The organism is Gemmatimonadota bacterium (assembly GCA_041390125.1).
In the GTDB taxonomy this organism is placed as follows: Bacteria; Gemmatimonadota; Gemmatimonadetes; order Longimicrobiales; family Gaopeijiaceae; genus JAGQIF01.
The window spans coordinates 37,115-56,914 of record JAWKQN010000022.1; the positions used below are offsets into that span (position 1 = coordinate 37,115).

The 19,800-nt window shown below is 73.2% G+C and carries 14 protein-coding genes; 7 read left to right on the forward strand and 7 right to left on the reverse strand.

All coding sequences use genetic code 11. The annotated features are described in order from the left end of the window. Positions 1–100 precede the first annotated feature (100 nt). The 3 genes from R3E98_19475 (at position 101) to R3E98_19485 (ending at position 6,112) form a co-directional block, all read left to right on the forward strand. Entirely contained in the window at positions 101–2,668 is a 2,568-nt protein-coding gene (locus R3E98_19475) for a TonB-dependent receptor plug domain-containing protein (protein MEZ4425585.1), read from the forward strand. Between the two features lie 124 nt (positions 2,669–2,792). After that, positions 2,793–3,425 carry a sigma-70 family RNA polymerase sigma factor gene (locus tag R3E98_19480; protein ID MEZ4425586.1) on the forward strand — a complete coding sequence of 211 codons (633 nt, stop codon included), beginning with the start codon at positions 2,793–2,795 and terminating at the stop codon, positions 3,423–3,425. After that, entirely contained in the window at positions 3,422–6,112 is a 2,691-nt protein-coding gene (locus R3E98_19485; GenBank protein ID MEZ4425587.1) for a serine/threonine-protein kinase, read from the forward strand. Before R3E98_19480 ends, R3E98_19485 begins: the two co-directional genes overlap by 4 nt. A gap of 22 nt (positions 6,113–6,134) precedes the next feature. On the opposite strand, the gene R3E98_19490 is transcribed toward R3E98_19485, so the two are convergent. Further along, positions 6,135–7,820 carry a M28 family metallopeptidase gene (locus tag R3E98_19490; GenBank protein ID MEZ4425588.1) on the reverse strand — a complete coding sequence of 562 codons (1,686 nt, stop codon included), beginning with the start codon at positions 7,818–7,820 and terminating at the stop codon, positions 6,135–6,137. Between the two features lie 23 nt (positions 7,821–7,843). After that, positions 7,844–9,607: a hypothetical protein gene (locus tag R3E98_19495; protein ID MEZ4425589.1), complete on the reverse strand. Its 1,764-nt coding sequence runs from the start codon at positions 9,605–9,607 to the stop codon at positions 7,844–7,846. Between the two features lie 333 nt (positions 9,608–9,940). Here R3E98_19495 and R3E98_19500 point away from each other — a divergent pair, with 333 nt between their 5' ends. The 4 genes from R3E98_19500 (at position 9,941) to R3E98_19515 (ending at position 14,376) form a co-directional block, all read left to right on the forward strand. Then, positions 9,941–11,398 carry a M48 family metalloprotease gene (locus R3E98_19500; GenBank protein ID MEZ4425590.1) on the forward strand — a complete coding sequence of 486 codons (1,458 nt, stop codon included), beginning with the start codon at positions 9,941–9,943 and terminating at the stop codon, positions 11,396–11,398. 112 nt (positions 11,399–11,510) lie between these two features. Further along, on the forward strand, positions 11,511–11,918 hold the full coding sequence (locus R3E98_19505; GenBank protein ID MEZ4425591.1) for a secondary thiamine-phosphate synthase enzyme YjbQ: 408 nt from the start codon (positions 11,511–11,513) through the stop codon (positions 11,916–11,918). A gap of 109 nt (positions 11,919–12,027) precedes the next feature. After that, positions 12,028–13,290: an aminotransferase class V-fold PLP-dependent enzyme gene (locus R3E98_19510; protein MEZ4425592.1), complete on the forward strand. Its 1,263-nt coding sequence runs from the start codon at positions 12,028–12,030 to the stop codon at positions 13,288–13,290. Between the two features lie 45 nt (positions 13,291–13,335). Further along, positions 13,336–14,376 carry an SCO family protein gene (locus R3E98_19515; protein MEZ4425593.1) on the forward strand — a complete coding sequence of 347 codons (1,041 nt, stop codon included), beginning with the start codon at positions 13,336–13,338 and terminating at the stop codon, positions 14,374–14,376. Positions 14,377–14,444: 68 nt separating this feature from the next. Here R3E98_19515 and R3E98_19520 read toward each other — a convergent pair whose 3' ends face one another. The 5 genes from R3E98_19520 to R3E98_19540 all read right to left on the reverse strand — a co-directional run bounded on the left by R3E98_19520 (position 14,445) and on the right by R3E98_19540 (position 19,590). After that, positions 14,445–15,209, reverse strand: a complete 765-nt coding sequence (locus tag R3E98_19520; protein MEZ4425594.1) for an ATP-binding cassette domain-containing protein — start codon at positions 15,207–15,209, stop codon at positions 14,445–14,447. After that, complete coding sequence (locus R3E98_19525) at positions 15,206–16,063, reverse strand: ABC transporter permease (protein MEZ4425595.1); 858 nt, start codon at positions 16,061–16,063, stop codon at positions 15,206–15,208. The genes R3E98_19520 and R3E98_19525 overlap by 4 nt, the downstream gene beginning before the upstream one ends. Beyond that, positions 16,060–16,830: a molybdate ABC transporter substrate-binding protein gene (gene modA / locus R3E98_19530; protein ID MEZ4425596.1), complete on the reverse strand. Its 771-nt coding sequence runs from the start codon at positions 16,828–16,830 to the stop codon at positions 16,060–16,062. The genes R3E98_19525 and modA overlap by 4 nt, the downstream gene beginning before the upstream one ends. Then, positions 16,827–17,948 (reverse strand): substrate-binding domain-containing protein, encoded by a 1,122-nt coding sequence (locus tag R3E98_19535; GenBank protein MEZ4425597.1) that lies wholly within the window; start codon positions 17,946–17,948, stop codon positions 16,827–16,829. The genes modA and R3E98_19535 overlap by 4 nt, the downstream gene beginning before the upstream one ends. A 139-nt stretch (positions 17,949–18,087) precedes the next feature. Beyond that, entirely contained in the window at positions 18,088–19,590 is a 1,503-nt protein-coding gene (locus tag R3E98_19540) for a bifunctional metallophosphatase/5'-nucleotidase (GenBank protein ID MEZ4425598.1), read from the reverse strand. Positions 19,591–19,800: the final 210 nt, after the last annotated feature.

Below are 19,800 nucleotides of genomic sequence, written 5' to 3' on the forward strand. Positions count from 1 at the left end.
CGCCCCCCCGGGCCAGGTCGATGAGCGCTGGCGACGGGATTTCCTGCGTAGGGGACAGATGCCGGCCCCCGCCGGCGGGTCCCGTACGCCGTGAGGTCCCATGCGATCGCCCGCCCTGCTCCGACTCTGTACCGTGCTGGTCTTCGCCGCCCTGGCCGCCTGCGACAGCGGTTCGGACGGCACCGATCCGCCCGCCGTCACGGTGAGCGCCACCCCCACCTCCCTGGCCCTCCTGGTCGGAGACACCGCCACGGTCTCGGCGACCGTCTCGGGAGGATCGGCGTCCGTGGTCTGGACCTCGTCGGCCCAGTCCGTGGCGTCCGTGGACGCCCAGGGCCGGGTGCAGGCCCTCTCGGCCGGGACGGCCACCCTGACGGCCACGGCCGGCGCGGCGAGCGCGGACGTGTCCGTCCAGGTGAGCGCCGCCGCGCCGACCCTGTCCGTCGGAGCCATCACCCAGGGGGGGCAGCCGGTCGGCAGCGCCCCCCTGGCCGGGACCTTCCAGGTCTCCGTCGAATGGGACGGGCTGCCCAACACGTTCGAGGGGACCGTCACCATCCTTCTCGACGACGTCCCCTTCGGCCGCGCGCCCGTCTCGGGGGGCGCGGGTGGGGGCGGTGGGGCGGCCGCGGCGGCCTTCGTGCGCGGGCAGGCGACGGTGGACGTGCCCATGCCGGTCTCGGCGATCAGCGGCGACCTGCTGCAGAACGGAACCACCTCCGTCACCGCGGCGTTGGCCACCCTGCAGGGCGTCCCCGTCGGCACCGTTGCGCAGGGCGGCACCATCAACGCGCAGAACCCATCGGGCGCGACGCTCCGCCTCCGCGGATTGGGAGGCTCGTCCGTCGCGCTGAACGGCACGCTCTACATGCCGGGCGGCCTGGACGTGGAGATCCGCCGGGTGGGCCTGGACGGCCTGGACCTGACCGCGGCCGACCTCGAGCTGGTCGAGGTGCTCCGCGGTCCGCAGGGCACGCTCTACGGCGGAAATGCCGTGGGCGGCGTGGTCAACCTCGTCCTCCCCTCCTCGCAGACCCATCCGGCGGGGCTGGCGGGGGTGGAGGGCACCTTCCGCTTCGACTCCATCTGGGCCCGTCGGAGCGACGGATCGCGGGTGCGCGAGCCCGTGTTCGACGTCGTGATCGACGGCTCGCTCCGCCTGGCGGCGCCGTACGAGCTCGGTCTGGACTACGTCGGCCCCACCTTCGACGGCGCGTTCACGTTCCCGCCGGTCGGTGAGCGCTGGTATGGTGCAGGGTTCACGGCGGAGGAGATCGCGGCCGTGACCGGCTTCCGGTGGTCGGATCCGTCCCCCACCGTCGTGGACCTCGGGGCAGGCCTCACCGGGTGCGAGATGCGGATCGGCGACTCCTACGCCTCGCTCACCCCGTTCACGTCGACGGACGGCATGGCGGAGACCACCGGCCTCAGCCGGTACCTGGCCGCCCTCTGCCGCGACGCGATGGACAACACGGCGGAGCATCGCTTCCGCGCGGGCAATGTCGACTACCGCATCGGGGTGGACCTCACCGGCCCGCAGATCTCGTGGAGCACGGGCAGCGGATTCCTGGCGGACCGCGCCACGAATCCGGCGGGTTCGCTGGCGGCCTGGACCGCGAGCGACGCCGCGAGTGGTCTCTCCCCGGAGACCTGGGCCCGGCTCGAACGCTACGCTCCGGGTCTCACGCCGGCGGATGCCTGCATCACGGGGGACGCGAGCGGCGGCACGTGCGAGCCCGTGCAGGTGCAGCTGTCCACACCGCTCCGCTACGACGCCTGGTCGATCTCCCCGAACCCGGGGTGGTACTCGCTCCAGATCGGCGCGGGCGACAAGGCGGGCAACCTCGGCCTCTCGACGGCGTTGCGGTACGTGCGCGACGAGGTCGCGCCCACGCTCTCCCCCACCGTCTCCTGGGACGGGACGCTGGCCGCGGGCCAGGACGAATCCTTCGCGGTCGATGCGAGCGACGACTTCGATCTGTACAAGGAGCAGATGTGGCTGGAGTACGGGACCATCCGGATCGGAACGCTGCCGGGTCGGATCTCGCTGCGGTTCGACGACATCTATGAGCAGTCGCATACGCTCGCGGCGACGCTGCGACCGTACGGCAGCCTGGAGACGGTGCAGAGCGCGTCGTTCCCCCGACCCAGCGGCACCATCCGGGGCCTGGAGCGCCTCCGCGCCCTGATCCGCGATGCCGGGGGCAACACCACCACCACGGAGCTGGCGCTGGGCGGCACGTTGAGCCCGCGCCCCGGCACCTTCGGGCCGGTGGGCGGGATGGATTGGTGGCAGATCAAGTCGGCTCCGACCGTCTGCGTGGACAAGGGAGGAGGCTGCGGGGCATCGCCCACCAGCGCGGCGCTCGAGGTCGAAGCCCGCATTCCGGCGGGGGCCAGCCTCCCCGTGGTCGGTGCCCGGTTCCTGATCGGCACCGCCGGCCTGGACGGCGCGGGCGACGTGTGGATGCCGCTGGGCACCGGCAGCACCGTCTCCGTGCAGGACAATGGGTCGTGGTTCCAGCACTACTTCCGGGAGACGGTGGATTTCAGCACGCTCCCGCTCCGCTCCGGCCAGCAGTACTGGCTGGCCGCCGTGGGCGTGGATGCGGACGGGAACGGGCTGCTGAGCGGAAAGGTCGCGCTGAGCCTCGACTTCCGCTTCTGATGCGCCTGGTGGACGAGCCGGTCCGGTGCCTGGGCCGGGCCGGCTTGTTCACCGTGCGCCCCCGGGCGCAGGTTGGGGCAGGCTCCGCCCTGTCGCGGAGGCCGGACCGAAGCCCCCCGCGCCCATGCTCCCGAGCCCCGATCCCCCGTCGTCCGGCGCCGTCACGCGCCTCCTGCTCGACCTCCGCGGAGGGGACGAGCGGGCCGTGGACCATCTGCTGCCCCTGCTCTACGAGGAGCTGCGCATCCTGGCGGCGCAGCGGCTGCGCCACGAACGACCCGGGCACACGTTGGGTGCGACCGCGCTGGTGCACGAGGCGTACCTCAAGCTGGTGGATCAGTCGCGCGTGGAATGGCAGAGCCGCGCGCATTTCCTCGCCGTCGCGTCGCAGGCCATGCGCCGCATCCTCATCAACCACGCGGAGGCGCGTCAGGCGGCGAAGCGTGGTGGAGGCGCCGCGCACGTCCCGCTCGACGAGGTCGCCGACCTGCTCACGGAGGCTCAGGTGGCCGAGCTCGTGGCGCTGGAACGGGCGCTCGCCGACCTGGAGCGCGTCAATCCGCGCGGTGCGCACGTGGTGACATATCGCTTCTTCGGCGGATTGACCTTCGACGAGATCGCCGAGGCCATGGGGATCGCCCCCATCACGGCGCGTCGGAGCTGGGATGCCGCGCGTGCCTGGTTGCGCCGGGCGCTCCGCGAGGACCTTCCCGGCTGGGCCGGCCCGGTGGACGGCGCCGAGGACGGAGCGCGGTGAGCCCGGCCGACTGGCGCCGGCTGGAGGAGCTGCTGCATGCGGCTTCCCAGCGGCCCCCGCACGAGCGCGCGGCGTTCCTCGCGGAGGTGACGGCGGGGGACACCACGCTGGCCGCCGAGATCATGAGCCTCCTCGACGAGCTGGACGCGGACCCCGCATTCCTCCAGACCCCGGTGCTGCACATCCGGGGAAGCCCGGCGGACGACGCGGAGGAGCGGCTGGGTCCCTACCGCATCGTCCGCCCGCTCGGCGGCGGGGGGATGGGCGATGTCTATCTCGCGGTGCGCGACGATCCCTACCAACTCGTCGCGGTCAAGCGCGTGCGGGGCGAGCTGGGAGGTCCGGAGGCGGATCGCCGCTTCCGCAACGAGGGTCGGATCCTCGCGGCCCTGAGCCATCCCAACATCGCACGCCTGCTCGACGTCGGCACTGATCGGGCCGGGCGTCCCTACGTGGTGATGGAGTACGTGCCCGGTGTGCCCGTGGACCAGCACGCCGATGCGGAACGCCTCGACATCCCCGCCCGCATCCGCCTCTTCCAGACGCTCTGCTCGGCGGTGCAGCACGCGCACCAGAGCCTCATCGTCCATCGGGACATCAAGCCCGCCAACGTCCTCGTCACCGAGGACGGGACGCCCAAGCTGCTCGACTTCGGGATCGGCAAGATCCTGGACGCGGATGCGGGAACGGTGGGACTGACGCGCACGGAGCATCGCGCGCTGACCCCCGAGTACGCGTCGCCGGAGCAGATCCGCGGGGAGGCCATCACCACGGCGACCGACATCTACTCCCTGGGCGTGTTGCTCCACGAGCTCCTCGGCGGTCGGCGGCCGTTCGGGGATGGAGGGCTCAGCGGGCGCGCGCTGGAAGACCGCATCCTGGAGCGGGAGCCACCGCCACCCAGCGCGGCGCTCCTGCGCGACCCGGACGCACAGGTGCGCGCACGCGGACGTGCCCTGACCGGCGACCTCGACACCATCGTGCTCAAGGCGATGCGCAAGGAGCCGTATCGGCGCTACACGTCGGCCGCCGCGCTCGCCGAGGACCTGCAACGTCACCTGGACGGGCTGCCGGTGCTGGCCCGACCCACCACGCTCGGGTACCGCACCGGCAAGTTCGTGCGACGCCATCGGCTCCCGGTGGGCATCGGCAGCCTGCTCGCCGTCACGCTGCTCGCCTCCACGACGGTCGCGCGCGCGCAGGCGCACCGGATCCAGGAGGAATCGCAACGCGTCGCGCACGAACGTGACAAGGCCTTCCAGGTCCGCACGTTCCTGCTGGAGACGTTTGGAGCCACGGGGCCCGATCTGCCGCTGGGCGGCAACGCCACGGCCCGCGCCCTTCTCGATGCGCGCGCTCGCACGCTGGAGGAGGTCGGCGACCCGGAGCTGCGGGGAGAATTCCTGGACGTGCTGGCGGAGGGCTACGAGAAGCTCGGGCTCTTCGAGGAGGCCGAGCGGCACGCACGCGCGGGGCTGCGGCTGCGCACCGACCTCTTCGGCCCGCAGCACGGGGACGTCGCCACGTCGCTCAACACCCTGGGCTGGATCCTCCACCAGCGTGGGCGCCTCGAAGAGGCGGACTCCCTCCTGCGCACGGCGGTGGCGCTGCGGCGGACGCTCCATCCGGAGGGACACGAGCAACTGGCGCGCTCGCTCAACGACCTCGGCGTCGTGCGTGAAGCCGCGCGCGACTACGAGGAGGCGGAGCGCCTGTACCGGGAATCGATGGAGATGCGGCGCGCCGCCCTCGGCGAAGACGACCGCGGGGTTGCGGTGACGGAGAGCAATCTCGCGGTCGTCCAGTATCGACTGGGACGCCTCCCGGAAGCGATCGGCACCGCGACGCGCGCGGTGGAGACCTTCCGGCGGGTCAGTGGCCCCGACCATCAGCGCACCCTGATCGTCGAGACCAACCTCGCCGCCTTCCGGGTGGCTCAGGGCGACTTCGACGGCGCCATCGACCTGTATCGGGACCTGCTGGCCCGTCGTACGCGCGTGCTGGGGCCTTCGCACGTGGACGTGGCGTTGACGATGGGCCACCTGGCGGCGGCGCTCCGCCAGGCCGGCGAGATGGAGGAGGCGCGCGCCCTCCTGGAGCGGAGCCTCGCGCTCCAGCGTGACGCCTACGGAGGCGACCACCCGCTGGTCGCATCCACGATGGCCAACCTGGCGCAGGTGCTGTCGCTGCGGGACGACCACGCCGAGGCGGCGCGGCACTTCCGGGAGGCGATCGCGGTGCGCGAGCGGCTGGACGGGCGCGCGGCGGTCCCCGCCGCCCTGCTGGAGGCGCTGGCGCTCGAGCTGGAGCGGCTCGGCACCGCCTCGGAGGCCGAGTCGTTGCGCCGGGAGGCGCTCGCCGCGATCAGCGCCCGGGCGGGCGCGGACTCCCCGCAGGCGGCCGGTGCCCGCTTCCGCCTGGGCGGCTACCTCCGGCGGAGCGGACAGCCCGCGGAGGCGACCCGCGAGCTGCGTACGGCGCTCGGCCTGTTCGAAACGGCTGCAGCACCCGATGCCGCCTGGGTACGCGCGACCCGCGCGGAGCTGGCCCTGGCCTACGCCGACGCGAACGCGTGGGCGGACGCCGCCACCCTGTACGCACAGCTGGAGGCCGAGGCGCTTCCCGACGCCGACACGCTCGCGGACGTCCTCGACGCCCTGGGCCGACGCATCCGCGCGGCGCGCTGAACGCGTCCGACCCGCGCGCCGCTCAGGATGCGGGCGGCGTCCCGAAGATCCGACCGAAGAAGTCGCCCGCCTTCCAGGTGGGCCGTGCGCGCCGCATGGCCACATGGTACCCCGTCAGGAAGTTCACCTGCGCGTGGCTCACCCCCGCCGCGAAGTCGAACCCCTGATCGGCCTCGTCCCGCGGCGTGTGATACACGTCCCGGCGCCAGGCGGCGTTGATGGCGGAGCCGTCGCGCTCATCACCCGTCTCGAACCCGCTCTTGATGAAGAGCGCCGGGATCCCCTGGCGGATGAAGCTGAAGTGGTCGCTGCGGATGAAGAGCACCTGCTCCGGGATGGGATCGGGTCCGATCGCCAATCCCATCCGCGCCGCCGCAGCGCGGACGTCGTCGTCCAACGTGGAGTGATCGGCACCGTAGGGGACGATGTCGCGCAGAGGATGGAACAGGAAGGGCATGTCCAACGAGAAGTTGGCGACGATGCTCTCCTGTGGGACCGTCGGATGCCGCACCCAATAGTCGGAGCCGAGCAGCCCCCATTCCTCGGCGGTGACGAAGAGGAAGACGACGGAGCGGCGCGGCGCTGCGGGCAGCGCGGTGAAGGCGCGTGCGATCTCCAACACGATGGCCGACCCGGACGCGTTGTCGTGAGCGCCGTTGTAGATGGAGTCCCCGTCGACGGCGACCCCGACGCCGAAATGGTCGATGTGCGCGACGTAGACCACGTGCTCGTCGCGCAGGTCGGGATCGGACCCTTCCAGGCGCGCCACCAGGTTGTGGCTCTCGACGCTGCGGTGGCGCGTCCGGGTGGTCAGTGTCGCCGTGACCGGGAGCTCCATCCGCTGCGGGACGCTCGCACTGGCGCGCGCCAGCACGGAATCCAGGGGCACGGGCGAACCGGCGAAGAGCACCTCCACGGCGCCGCTGTTCAGGGTCGCGGATCCCTGGATGGGGCTCTCGCCGGCGCTGGTCTCCTCGCCCCGGGTCCAGGCGAACCCTCCGCGCTGTGCGCGAGCCACGCTGACGTCCCAGCGGAAGCGCGGATCGTCGGGCGCGTTGAACGAGATCAACCCCACGGCCCCGCGTGCGGCGGCTTCGTCCCGCTTGACGCCGCCGGAGGAATAGTAGGCGCGCGGATTCGAGGGCAGGGACGGCGGCGCTCCGCTCAGGACCGCGACGATCCTCCCCTCCACGTCCAGCCCTTCGTAGTCGTCATAGCCGAACCCGGGGGCGCTGACCCCATAGCCCGCGAAGACGACGGGCGCTGTCACGGTGGCGTCTTCGCGGTTGGGGTCGGGCGACAGGTAGTAGTCCGTGCCATACTCCAGCGGGAGCGAGCGGCCCTCGCGCTCCAGCGTCATGCGGCTGGCGGACGCGTCCACCAGGCTCTCACGCAGCGTCACGGCCTGGCGGAAGCCCCCGTCCTCCCCCGCCGGCGCCAGTCCCAGGTCCCGGAGCTGCGTCTCCACGTAGCGCGAGGCCCCTTCGTAGCCGGGCGTACCCGGCGCCCGCCCGAGCAGGCTGTCGGCCGCCAGCGCGCGGATGTGGCCTTCCACCGCCGCGGGGCGCACCGCGGCCAGCGCCGCGTCCACCGCGGGCGAATCGAGCGCGACGTCCGAGGTCGGACCGTCGTCCGCGGGCGCGCAGGCCGTGAGGACGACGAGCGCGGCGGGGACCCGCGGGACGCGGCGCGATCTTGAACGGGGCATCGGGATCTCCAGGGTCGGGAGGGTCAGTACCGCCAACTCGTGAGGTCGGCGCCGCGCGGTGCGCTGCGCTCGATCCGGTCCACGATGCGAGGTGCGAACATCTGGATGTAGCGCAGCCGGGAGTACCCGTTCCCGCGCGTGTGATCCCCGTTCCAGCAATGCTCGGCACGGTCGCCGTAGTCGACCTCTCCGGCGTAGTAGGGATCGGTCGTGGACTCCAGGAACTCCTCCGCCAGGTAGACGGCGTTGTTGAGGTAGTAGTTGTCCATGTCGCCCACGTAGATGTGCAGCTTGCCCGCCACGCGCGGCCCCAGCGTCGTCCAGTCCCGCTGCAGGATGTGCGTGAGGTCGTAGTTGTCCCGCCAGTAGGCGGCCACCGAGGGGTCGATCTCCCCCGTGCGCTTGTCCCAGATGGGCTTGGGATACCCGTCCTCGCCGACCGGCGAATACACCGCCTGCCAGATGTCCCACTGGTCGCCGGAGCGCCCGCGGCTGGCGATCGCCATCTCGCGGTGGTTCATCTGCTCGAGCGTGGCGGTCAGGTGCCCCTTGTAGTTCCGGAATCCCGGGCGCGGGGTGCGGCGGAACGGCCCCTCCGTGTAGTAGGCGTTCCGGTCCTCGTACAGGTTCACGACCGTGTAGGCCCGGAAGTCGATGGGATCGGGACAGGCGATGAAGGCGCCGTTGTACTCGTCGGGATAGAACACCTGGGCGGCCATGGCCTCCCACCCGCCCGTCGATCCGCCGTACAGGAAGCGCGCCCATCCCTCCCCCAGCCCGCGGAAGCGCCGCTCGATCTCGGGGATCAGCTCGTACGTGATGGCATCGCCGTAGGGCCCCAGGTTGGCGGAGTTCACGGCATAGGAGTCGTCGTAGTACGGGTTGGCATGCTGGATCTCGATGACCAGCATCCGGGGGAAGTCCGGACCCGTCCACTCCTGGTGCAGGGCCCAGGCGGCGGAATCCTGCACATGGTTGTAGCAGTCCAGATCGAAGCGCGCGCTGTACTCGCAGGGCGTGTCGAGGTCGGGCGGCGTCTCGCGCCAGCCGCCGAAGTCGTACGGGAAGTGGCCGTGGAAGACGGCGAGCGGGTAGCGCGCCTGCGGGTGCGTGTCGAATCCGGCGGGCAGCAGGACGTGCGCGCCCAGGTACATGTCCGTTCCCCAGAACTCGGACAGCCGTTCACTCCGGATCCGGACGTGCTTCACGAACGGGGTCTCCGGCGGATCGGGGATCGCGGGGATGGTCTCGGTGAGCTCCAGGCGCAGCGGTGTCCGTGAGCCCGGGTCCACCTGGAGGGCCGCCGCCACCGAATGCAGGTTGCCGGGTTTGCGACTCCACACCTGCCCCTCGCCGCGGTCCGGCGGCAGCTTCACCACGTGTCCGTCCGAACGTCGGAAGGTCTCGTAGCGGTTCAGCAGCGCCTGCACGCGATAGGGTCCGGCCGGGAGCCCCCCGAGCGCTGGAACCGGATAGCCGAACGCGCTGCCATCCACCGTGCGGGTCGTGCCCGGCGCCCACCCCTCCACGTCCACGCCGAACACCTGTGCGCTGGTGACGTTGTCGTTGACCTGGAAGCGGGGCTCGCCGGTGGTATCCGCGGAGATGAGCAGGAGGAGCCGCCCGTCCACCGCGCCCTCCGCCGCGCCCTCGGGGAGCAGCACGTCGAACGACAGCGGCGCGGCGGCCGGCGGCCCCCCTCCCCCACCGCAGGCGAGCGGGCCCAGGAGCGGAAGCAGGAGGACCAGGCGGGCGGCCAGGGCCGGAAACCGACGCGGGGCGGACATCGTCGACGACTCCTTCAGGGGACGCAGCCCAGCGTCGAGCATGAGGGCGCCGGGCCGGATGGATCCTAGCGTGCGGCGAACCGCGCGGCATCCCCTGCGACGGTCCCGACCAGCGCCGCCGATCCCGGTCGAAGGACCCACCGCTCTACGCGAGGGGACACGAGATCCGGTTGCTCCCGCAGCACGTGGAGCGTGTTTCGGTCCGCGTCACCGTGCACGAACTCCCGGTGGAATCCGGGGCCCGTCCGCCCGATCCCGTAGGCTCTCGCCAGGCACGGATGTGGAATCCTCGAGGGCAGCACCGAACCCTCGTCCCCCCCGGAGCCACACACGATGCGCATCGAGCCTTCCTTCGTCCCGACCGCGCTGCTCGGCCTGTCGCTCGGCCTCGCGGCCGCCGGCTGCGCCACCAATCCCGCGACAGGCGACACGCAGCTCTCCCTCATCTCCGAGGAGCAGGAGATCCAGATGGGGCAGCAGGCCGCCCAACAGGTGGAGACATCCATTGGGCTGGTGGAGGATCCGGAGCTGCAGGAGTACGTCTCCCGGATCGGGCAGTCCCTCGCGGCCGAGTCGGAACGGCCCGACCTGCCGTGGAGCTTCCAGGTGGTGGACGATCCAGGCGTCAACGCCTTCGCGCTCCCGGGTGGCTTCATCTACGTCACGCGCGGGATCCTGGCGACCTTCATGTCCGAAGCGGAGCTGGCGGCCGTCCTCGGACACGAGATCGGGCACGTGACCGCGCGCCACAGCGTCAATCAGTTGAGCCAACAACAGGTGCTCGGGGGGCTGGCCGGGCTCGGCGCCGCCGTCTTCGATCTCGGCTCCACCACGCAGGGACTCCTGGGAACCGGTTTGAACCTGCTGTTCCTCAAGTACAGCCGGGACGACGAGCGGGAGGCCGACGAGTTGGGACTGCGCTACATGACGCGCGAGCGCTACGCTCCGCGCGAGATGCTGGATGTGTTCCGCACGCTCCAGCGTGTGGGTGAGAGCGCGGGAGGATCCGGAACACCCGGGTGGCTGTCCACCCACCCCGCGCCCGCGGACCGGCTGGAGCGGATCGCCGAGCGCATCGACCAGGACACGGTGGACCTCGCCGATCCGGTGGTGGAGCGCGCAGCCTACCTGCAGCAGGTGGACGGTCTCGTCTACGGGCAGGACCCGCGCAACGGCTTCTTCCGCGATCAGGTCTTCCTGCACCCCGAGCTGGCGTTCCGGCTCCAGTTCCCACAGGGCTGGCAGACGCGCAACCTGCCGCAGGCCGTCGTGGGCTCCAGCCCGGATCAGCAGGCGGCGCTGCAGCTGACGCTGGTGGAGGGCTCCTCCGCCTCCGCGGCCGTGCAGGCGTTCGGTGGGCAGGACGGCGTTCGCCTGGGCCAGGCCTCCACCACCCGCATCGACGGCCTCCCGGCGGCGGTCGGCGGCTTCGAGGCCGACGCGGAGCAGGGCACGCTCCGGGGCCTCGTCGCCGCCATCGAGTACGAGGGTCGGGTCTACCAGATCCTCGGATACACGGGCGCTTCGGCCTTCGCGAGCTGGGAAGGGACGTTCCGCGAGACGATGGGGAGCTTCGGTGCGGTACGCGACGCCTCCACCCTGGACGTCGAGCCTCGTCGCCTGGACCTGGTCCGGATCGGCACGGCGCTGGATCTCCAGGCCTTTGCCCGTCAGCACAGCCCGGGCGCCGACGTGGAGACGCTCTCGCTCATCAACGGGGTTCCCGCGGACGGCACGCTGGAACCCGGTACCTGGAAGCGGATCGTGGGCGACGCGCGCTTCGGCAACTGAGCGACGCGCATTCCGCACCCTGGCCCGCGGGCGATCCGGATGATGGCGGGCGGCCTGCGGCACGACGCCATCGTATGGCCCCCTGCACGTGTCGGGGGTTACGCTCCCACCCATGGTGGAAGAGATCTCGGTCCGCACGACGGGTCAGGGACTGCACGAGGTCACCCCTGCGATCCAGCGCGTGGTGACCGACGCCGGCTGCACGGATGGCCTCTGCACCGTCCTCATCCGGCACACCTCGGCCAGCCTCACGATCCAGGAGAACGCGGATCCGTCCGCGCGGCACGACCTGGAGCGCTGGATGGAGCGCATGGTGCCGGAGGGACAGGCGTGGTTCACGCACACGTCCGAGGGGCCGGACGACATGCCTTCCCACATCCGCGCGGCCCTCACGTCCACCACCCTGTCCATCCCGGTCCTGGGCGGCCGGCTGGCGCTGGGCACCTGGCAAGGGATCTACGTCTGGGAGCATCGGCGTCGCGGCTCGGCACGGCGGTTGGTCGTGCACGTGGGGCCGTAGCAGCCCGCGGGACCGCGCGGCACCCGCGGCATCCTCGCTGCCACCCCTGTCGTCGCTGCGCGCTCCCGCGCATGTTGGGCGCTTCCACTCCCTCCGCCCCGGAGGCCCCATGACCGCTTCGCTCGATCGTCGGCAGTTCGCCCGTCTCTTCGCCCTCGGCGGCTCGGCCGCGTTCCTCGGGCACCCTGGCCTGGCGCACGCCGCCCTGCCCGTCCGGACGTCGGGAGCAGGCCTGTGGGAGGACGTGCGCGCCCGCTTCCTGATGCCACCCGATCTGACGGTGCTGAACGCCGCCAACCTCTGCCCCTCCCCGCGCTCGACGCTCGAGCGCGTGCACGCGCTGACGGAGCGGCTGGACCGGGAACCCCTGCCGAGCTTCCGCGCCGAGATGCACGGCGTGAAGGCCGAGACGCGACGCCGGGTCGCGGCGCACCTGCGTGTCGCGCCGGAGAGCGTCCTCCTCACCCGCAACACGAGTGAGGCCAACAACTGGGTCTCGACCGGACTGGACCTGGGACCGGGGGACGAGGTCGTCCTCTTCGGGGACAACCACCCCAGCAACCACCAGGCGTGGACCGAGAAGGCGCGGCGCTTCGGCTACACCGTCACCATCGTGGACCCGATCCATCCGCACCCCGGCACCGATCGCTACGTGGAAGCCTTCGCGCGCGCGCTGGGGCCGCGCACGCGCGTCCTGGCGTTCACGCATCTCACCAATACGGCCGGCGACCTGATGCCCGCTGCCGAGCTGTGCGCGCTGGCCCGCGAGCGCGGCGTGCTGAGCCTGGTGGACGGTGCACAGTCCTTCGGGTTGCTGGACGTCGATCTGTCGACGTTGGATCCCGACTTCTACTCCGGCAGCGCGCACAAATGGCCGTGCGGCCCGAAGGAGACCGGGGTCCTCTACGTCAACCCGCGCGTGCAGGAGCGCTTCTGGCCCAGCGTCTACAGCGCCTACACCGGCGAGACCGGCCTCTCGCGCACGCACGAAGGGCTCGGTCAACGGGACGAGCCGGCGCTGCAGGCGTTCGGCGAGCAGATGGAGTTCCTGTCCGGGATCGGCCAGGCCCGGATCGAAGCGCGCAGCCGGGAGCTGGCGACCGCGCTCCACGATGCCCTCGTTGCGATCGACGGCGTGCGCATGTGGACGTCACCGCACGCCGATCGGCGGGCCGCGGTGCTCACCTTCGAGCCGGCCGGGCTCGACCCACGGCGCCTCACGGACGCGCTGGAGGCGGAGGGCATCGTGTGCGCGAACCGGACGGGCGCCGACCGGCCCGGGATCCGCTTCTCGCCGCACTTCTACAACTCCATGGAGGACGTGGAACGCGCCGCGGAGGCCATCCGCCGTCACGTCCGCCAGGGGCTCTGACCGGCGGAGGGAGCCCACCCGGCCGTCGGGGGTAGGCGGCGCATCATGCGTACTCCGGCCCGCTCCCTGTCCCTGCTCGCGCTCGTGGCCCTCGGCTGCGGTGCGCCCGAGGGCGACCCGCTCCCCCGCCTCCTCGACTCGCTGGGAGGCGAGGTGTTCGTGCAGCCCTACCGGCTTCCCAGCGTCCAGATGGCCGACCAGCACGGCCGTCCCTTCGATCTCCGGACCGAAGCGCGGGGCCACATCACCTTCCTGTACTTCGGCTACGTCCACTGCCCGGACATCTGCCCCATCACCATGGCGACGCTGGCCCGGGCGCTCGAGCGCCTGGAGCCCGCGGAGCGGGAGCAGGTGCGCACCGTCTTCGTGGGCATGGACCCACCGCGCGACACGCCGGAGGTGCTGGCGCCCTGGCTGGCCAACCTGGACCCGAGCTTCGTGGGGCTGAGCCCCACGTTCGAGGAGCTGGACGCCATCCTCGCGCAGCTCGGTTTCCGCCGCCCCCCGCAGGAGTACCCGGAGGAGGGGCCCTACGAGGTCGCGCACCCGGGCCTGCTGTTCGTCTTCACGCCCGACCGCCTGGGACGCTACGGCTACCCCCCCGACGCGCTCGATGCCGACGTGATCGCCACCGGCGTCCGCGCCCTGCTCAACCTGGAGTGGCGCTCCCGGACCGGTGTGGACGTGCAGGGCGCGGCCGCAGCCGATCCGCTCGGGCAGGCCCAGGTGTCCGTGTACGCCACGCTGGTCAACGGCGGCACCGTGGCGGATACGCTACTCGGGCTCTCGGCCCCTGGAGCCCGGGCGGGCAGCCTGCACGAGATGGTGCACGAGGGGGGTGTGATGCGCATGCAGGCCGTGCCCTCCCTGGTGATCCCGGCAGGGGGCCGGCTCACGCTCGCGCCGGGGGCGCTCCACGGCATGCTCGAAGGCGTGTCCGCACCCCCGATCGCAGGCGACACGCTGGACGTCTCCTTCCGACTCGCGCGGGCGGGAGAGGTGGTGGTGCGCGTGCCGGTCCTGCACCCGGCCGATGTCGCGCGCGGTCGATCGGAAGACGGGCAGGGCCCGCACGGCGGGCACTAGCCGGTCACTGCAGAAGCACCCCGCGTCGGCAGCGCCGTCGCCCCGGAGCGCCGAGGCGTCCGCCCATCTCACATCACAGGCGCCTGGAAGAACTCCGCGACGAAGTCGTCCGCGGGACGCGCCGCCAGCTCGGCCACGGTCCCCGCCTGTGCCACCCGCCCGTCGAGGAGCACCACGACGGGACCGCCGAGGGCCACGACATCGCGCAGGTCGTGCGTGACCACGAGCGCCGGCCGGGCCCGGGCGGCCAGGTAGTCCGCCAGGAAGCGCCGCGTCTCCCGGCGCGAGCGCGCGTCGAGCGCGGAGAGCGGCTCGTCCAGCAGCAGCGCGTCGGGCGCGGTCGCCAGCGCACGCGCGAGCGCGACCCGCTGGCGCTCCCCTCCCGACAGCGTCGCCGGTGCCCGCTCCGCGAGGTGGGCCGCGTCGAGCTCCGCGAGCACGGCGCGCGCGCGGATCCGCCGCTCGGAGCGCGCGAGGCCGTGCAGACCGAACGCGACGTTGTCCAACGCCGACAGGTGGGGGAACAGGGCGTAGCCCTGCGGGACGTAGCCGAGGCGACGCCGCTCGGGCGGCAGATCGATGCCGGCGGCGGAGTCGAACAGCGGATGCCCACCGACCCGCACGTGCCCCGACACGGGGATGCGGGCGCCGGAGAGGATCCGGAGCAGGGTCGTCTTCCCCGCGCCGTTGGGGCCGACCAGCGCCGTGGGCGCCGACCCCAGCACCATCTCCACGTCCAGCGTCAGCGAACCGATCCGGCCGTGCAGCCGAAGATCCCAGCCCGGCCCGGAGGGTCCCTCCACGCCGTCCGCACCGGGGTCACGCGTGCTCACGACGCCGCCCCTCCCCCCCGCCCCAACCGCCGTGACCACACCCGGATGGACAGCCGCAGCAGCAGGAGCACCCCGACCGCGACGAGGGCCAGCACGACCGCGGTGGCGCGGGCGGCGTCCAGGTCGGTCTCCAGGGCGGTGTAGATGGCGAGCGGCAGCGTGCGCGTGCGCCCGGGCAGGCTCCCCGCGAACAGCAGCGTGGCGCCGAACTCCCCCACGGCGCGCGCCCAGCACAGCGCGGCGCCCGACACCAGCCCCGGCAGCGCGGCCGGCACGGCCACACTGCGGAACGCGCGCGCGGGAGAGGCGCCCAGGGTGCGCGCCACCATCAGCAGGTCGTCGTCCACCTCGCGGAAGGCCGCAGCCGCGGACTGCACGTAGAACGGCGCGGCCACCACCACCTGGGCGAGCACCACCGCGGCCGTGGTGAAGGGGATCTGCACGCCGGCGGCGGAGAGCGCGGGCCCGAAGAGGCCGCCCCGCCCGAAGGCGTCGAGCAGCGCCACACCCAGCACCGCAGGCGGCAGCACGATGGGCAGCTCGACCCACGGCTCCAGCAGGCGCCGCGCGCGCGACGACGAACGGGCCAGCCACCACGCCAGCGGCGTGCCGGTCACGAGCACCACCGTGAGGCTGAAGAGGGTGGTGCGCAGGGACAGGAGCAGGGCCGCGCCCAGCGCCGGATCGCGCAAGCCGGCGCCGAGCGCGGCCGGTGAGCCCGCCAGCACGAGCGCCACCACGGGCAGGATCAGACACCCGAGCAGGGCGACCGCGAGGAGATGCGCGACCGGACCGCCCGAGCCGCCGATCCTGCCGAACCGGACGTCGCGGGGCGTGCGCGGGCTCGCGCTCACCGGGGCTCGAATCCGTGGGCGGACAGGACGCGCCGGCCCTCGTCGGAGTCCAGCAGCGCGCGGAAGGCGCGGGCGAGGTCGGGCTGGGCGCTTCCGGTCACCGTCGCGATGCGGTACTCCGCCCGCGGACCCAGCCCCTCGGGCACGGGCACGATGCGCACCGCGCCGGACGCAGCGGCGTCCGTGGCGTAGACGAAGGCGGCGTCGGCCTCGCCCAGCACCACCTTCGCCAGCACCAGACGCACGTTCGTCTCCTCCGAGACCACCGCCGCGCGCACGGAGTCGGCGAACGCACGCCCGAAGCGCACCGCCGCGTCCTCCAGGAGCGCGCGCGTGTAGCGCCCCACCGGGACCTCGGCCGTGCCCACGACGAGCCTCCGCGCCCGCGGCAGCGCCTCGAAGCGCTCGATGCCCGCGGGATTCGCCACGGGCACGACCACGACCAGCCGGTTGCGCGCGAAGGTGCGCGCCTCGTGGACGAGCCCCGCGGCCGCGAGGGCCTCCATGTGGGCCGGATCCGCGGACGCATAGACATCCGCCGGAGCGCCCTGCTCGATCTGGAGGCGCAGGACCTGGCTGCCGGCGAAGCTCGGCACGACGTCCACCCCGGGGTGCGCAGCCTCGAAGCGGTGCTCGAGATCGCTGAACGCCTCGGTGAGCGAGGAGGCCGCGAAGACCACGAGCGTGCGCCGCGGCCCCTCGGCCCCGGGACCGCAGCCGGCTGCCGCCAGCAGCAGCGCCGCCACGAACAGCGCCCGGCCGCTCACCAGGCGCTCCCCTCCGGCGCCACGAGCACGCTCTCGCCCGTGCGCGCGGACGAGTATCCCTCCAGCGCCTCCAGCTCCCGCCGGAAGGCGCGGTCCGTCAGCACGTCCAGGAACCGCGCCACCGGCCCTTCCGCGGCCAGCGCGGCGGGGACGGCGAGGTCGAAGCGCTCCTCCAGGAGGGGCACGAAGCCGAGCCCGCGCGCCCGCGCCACCGCCTCGATGGCGATCCCGGCGTGGGCCGCCCCGGACGCGACCGCCTGCGCCACGTCGGCGTGGCTGCCCGCCGGGACGGACGCGGTCGGCCGGGCCGCGGTGCCCGTACGGGCGAGGCCCCGCTCGAGCAGATGGGCCGCCCCGGCCCCCGGCTCCCGCACCGCGACACGCACACCGGGTCGGAGCAGATCCGCGACGGCGTGCAGCCGCTCCGGATTCCCCGGAGGGACGACGAGACCCAGGCGCCACTCGGCCAGCGTCACCAGGCGCAGCGCCCGGCCCGGGAAGCGGGCCCGCACCAGCGCCGCGTGCTCGGCCCCGGGCTCCGAGGCCAGGTGCACCCCCGCCACGTGCACCAGGTCGTCCTGCAACAGGGCCAGGGCCTGCTCGCTGTTCGCGGGGATCCACGCCACGCGGGTGTCGGGGTAGCGATCCTGGACCCGGCCCGCCAGTGCGCCCAGCACGGGGGCGCACCCCGCCACCAGGACGGTGGCCGCAGCCCGTTCCGGATCGATCAGCGGCTCGACGCGGAGCGTGCCGTCCGGCGAGGGCGCGCCCACGGCGAGGCCGTCGGCCGCGCGGGCCCCGTCGGGCTCGAGCGCGTGGGCCACCCACCGGTCCGCGACGCGGCCGAGGGTCACCCGCCGGGGCTCGGGGGCCAGGCCGGCGGCCAGCCGCGCCACCAGCCCGGCCGCTCCGGCCAGACGGAAGAGGTCCTCGACCCCGCACCCCAGGACATGGGCCAATCGCAGGGCCACGGCGGTGGACGGCACCTGCCGGCCCGCCTCGATGGCGCCCAGGGCCTGACGGCTGATCCCGGCCCGCTCGGCCAGGGCCTGTTGCGACAGGCCGCTCGCCTCCCGGTGGCGGCGGACGTCGGCCTGGAGGAGGGGATCGTCGGTCATCGGGCGACGGAGAGGGAGGCGAAGGGCGCGCTCGTCGCGGTCCCGGTGGGGAGGCGCGAACATGTAACCCTGACTTTACATCGAGACAAGCAGAAGTGACAGCGTCTGCCCAGCGATCGCGCGTGGCGGACAGCGACGTTCAGCGCTCCGGGCGCCGTTCCAGCTCCGCGATCACGGCCCGGCGGATGTCCGCGTGCTCCTCGAGGACCTCCAGACCCTCCGAGCCCGACCGCAGGAACGCGAGACCGCGCTCGCGCCCGGTCAGGAGGAAGTCCGGCAGCACCACCCGGTACCACCGGTCCTCCGCCAGCGCCGCGCCTCCGACGGTCCATCCCTCGCCGGCGCGCGCCACGCCCACCCCCTGCAGGAAGGCCGGCGTGGCCCGGTTGCGCTCCCCCTGCTCCAGCGTCCGCCGCAGGACGTCCCCGCGCATCCGCACGCTGAACGTGGTTCCCCCGTAGGGCAGCACGCGGATCACGTCGTATTCGGTCACCGGCCCGGCGCGCAGGACGTCGTCGAAGCGGATGGACCCGGCATTGTAGAGGGCCACGTCCGCGTCCGGATCCTGGGCGCGCATCGCCTCTCCGATCAGCACCGTGAGCGCGGTCGGTCCCGTCCGGACGGACGCCTCCAGGCCGTCGAGGTCCTCCGCCACGCTCGCCACCCGGCGCTCGGGCTCGAAGCCGGCGACGCGGAAGCCGGCGAACGCGCGCTCCACCCAATCGCCGACCACCCCGGCGGTGGTCGGCTGCTCCGGGATGGCGTCCGTCACCGGCACGTGCTCCACGGGCCCGGTCCGGCTCCCGCTCCGGCCCACCGCGAAGGGCACCCTCGCCACGGTGACCGCGTTGGCGTCCGCCTTCACCACGGACCGACCGTCCACCTGGACGTGCATGGCATGGTGGTCGTGCCCTCCCAGCACCAGCGCGATGCCGGGCACGGCGGCGAGGAGCGCCCGATCCTCGGCCACGGTCTGGTGGGTGAGCGCCACGACCGCGTCGGCGGAGTCGGCCAGCAGCGCCGCGGCGGCCTCCAGGGTGGACCGGGCCGGGCCCACCCGCACCCAATCCGGCGCCCCGTCCGGGAGGACCGCGCCCACGAACGCGATCCGCACGGTGTCGCCCTGCGCGTCCCCGACCGTGCGGACCACCCAGGGCCGGACGCCGGGAAACGGCCGCCCCAGCGAGTCGGTCACGTTGGCGGCGAGCCACTGGAAGCGGGACTCGGCGAGCCGGGCCCGGAAGGACGTCTCCGGCACGTCGAACTCGTGGTTGCCGAGGACCGCGAGGTCGAGCCCCACCGCGTTCATCACGGCCACCATCTGGGCCCCGGCCAGCCGCTCCCCGTCCACCCGCGCCGTCCCCATCGCGGAGGGGCTCAGCAGGTCGCCGCCGAAGGTGGTGACCAGCACCGGCTCCTGGGCCGCCCATCTCTCGCGCAACGTGGCGACCCGGCCCAGGCCTCCCGCGCGTCCTCCTTCGACCGGTGTGATCTCGTAGACGTCGTTCAGGTGCAGGAAGACGATGTCCACCCGCCCGTCGCGAGGCGCCACGGCAGCGGGCGGCGCCGTGGCGCATCCGGTCGCCAGCATGGCCAGCCCCGTTCGCAGCAGGCCGGCCCACCCCCCTCGGCTCCGACCCATCGCTCCTCCGCGTTCCGGTCGTGTGCGGAGGGGAAGGTGCCGTCTCGCGCTCCGGGGCGCACGCCCCCGGGCGGCGGGGCCCGGGGGTGGGGCGGCGGGCCCGAAGCCGCCCGCGCTCGGGCACCGCCGCGCTCCCTCGGGCCTCCCTGGCACCCTCCGCGGGGGCCCGTGTATCGTCAGTGCTGCCCGCCGCACCCGCTCCCGGAGGTC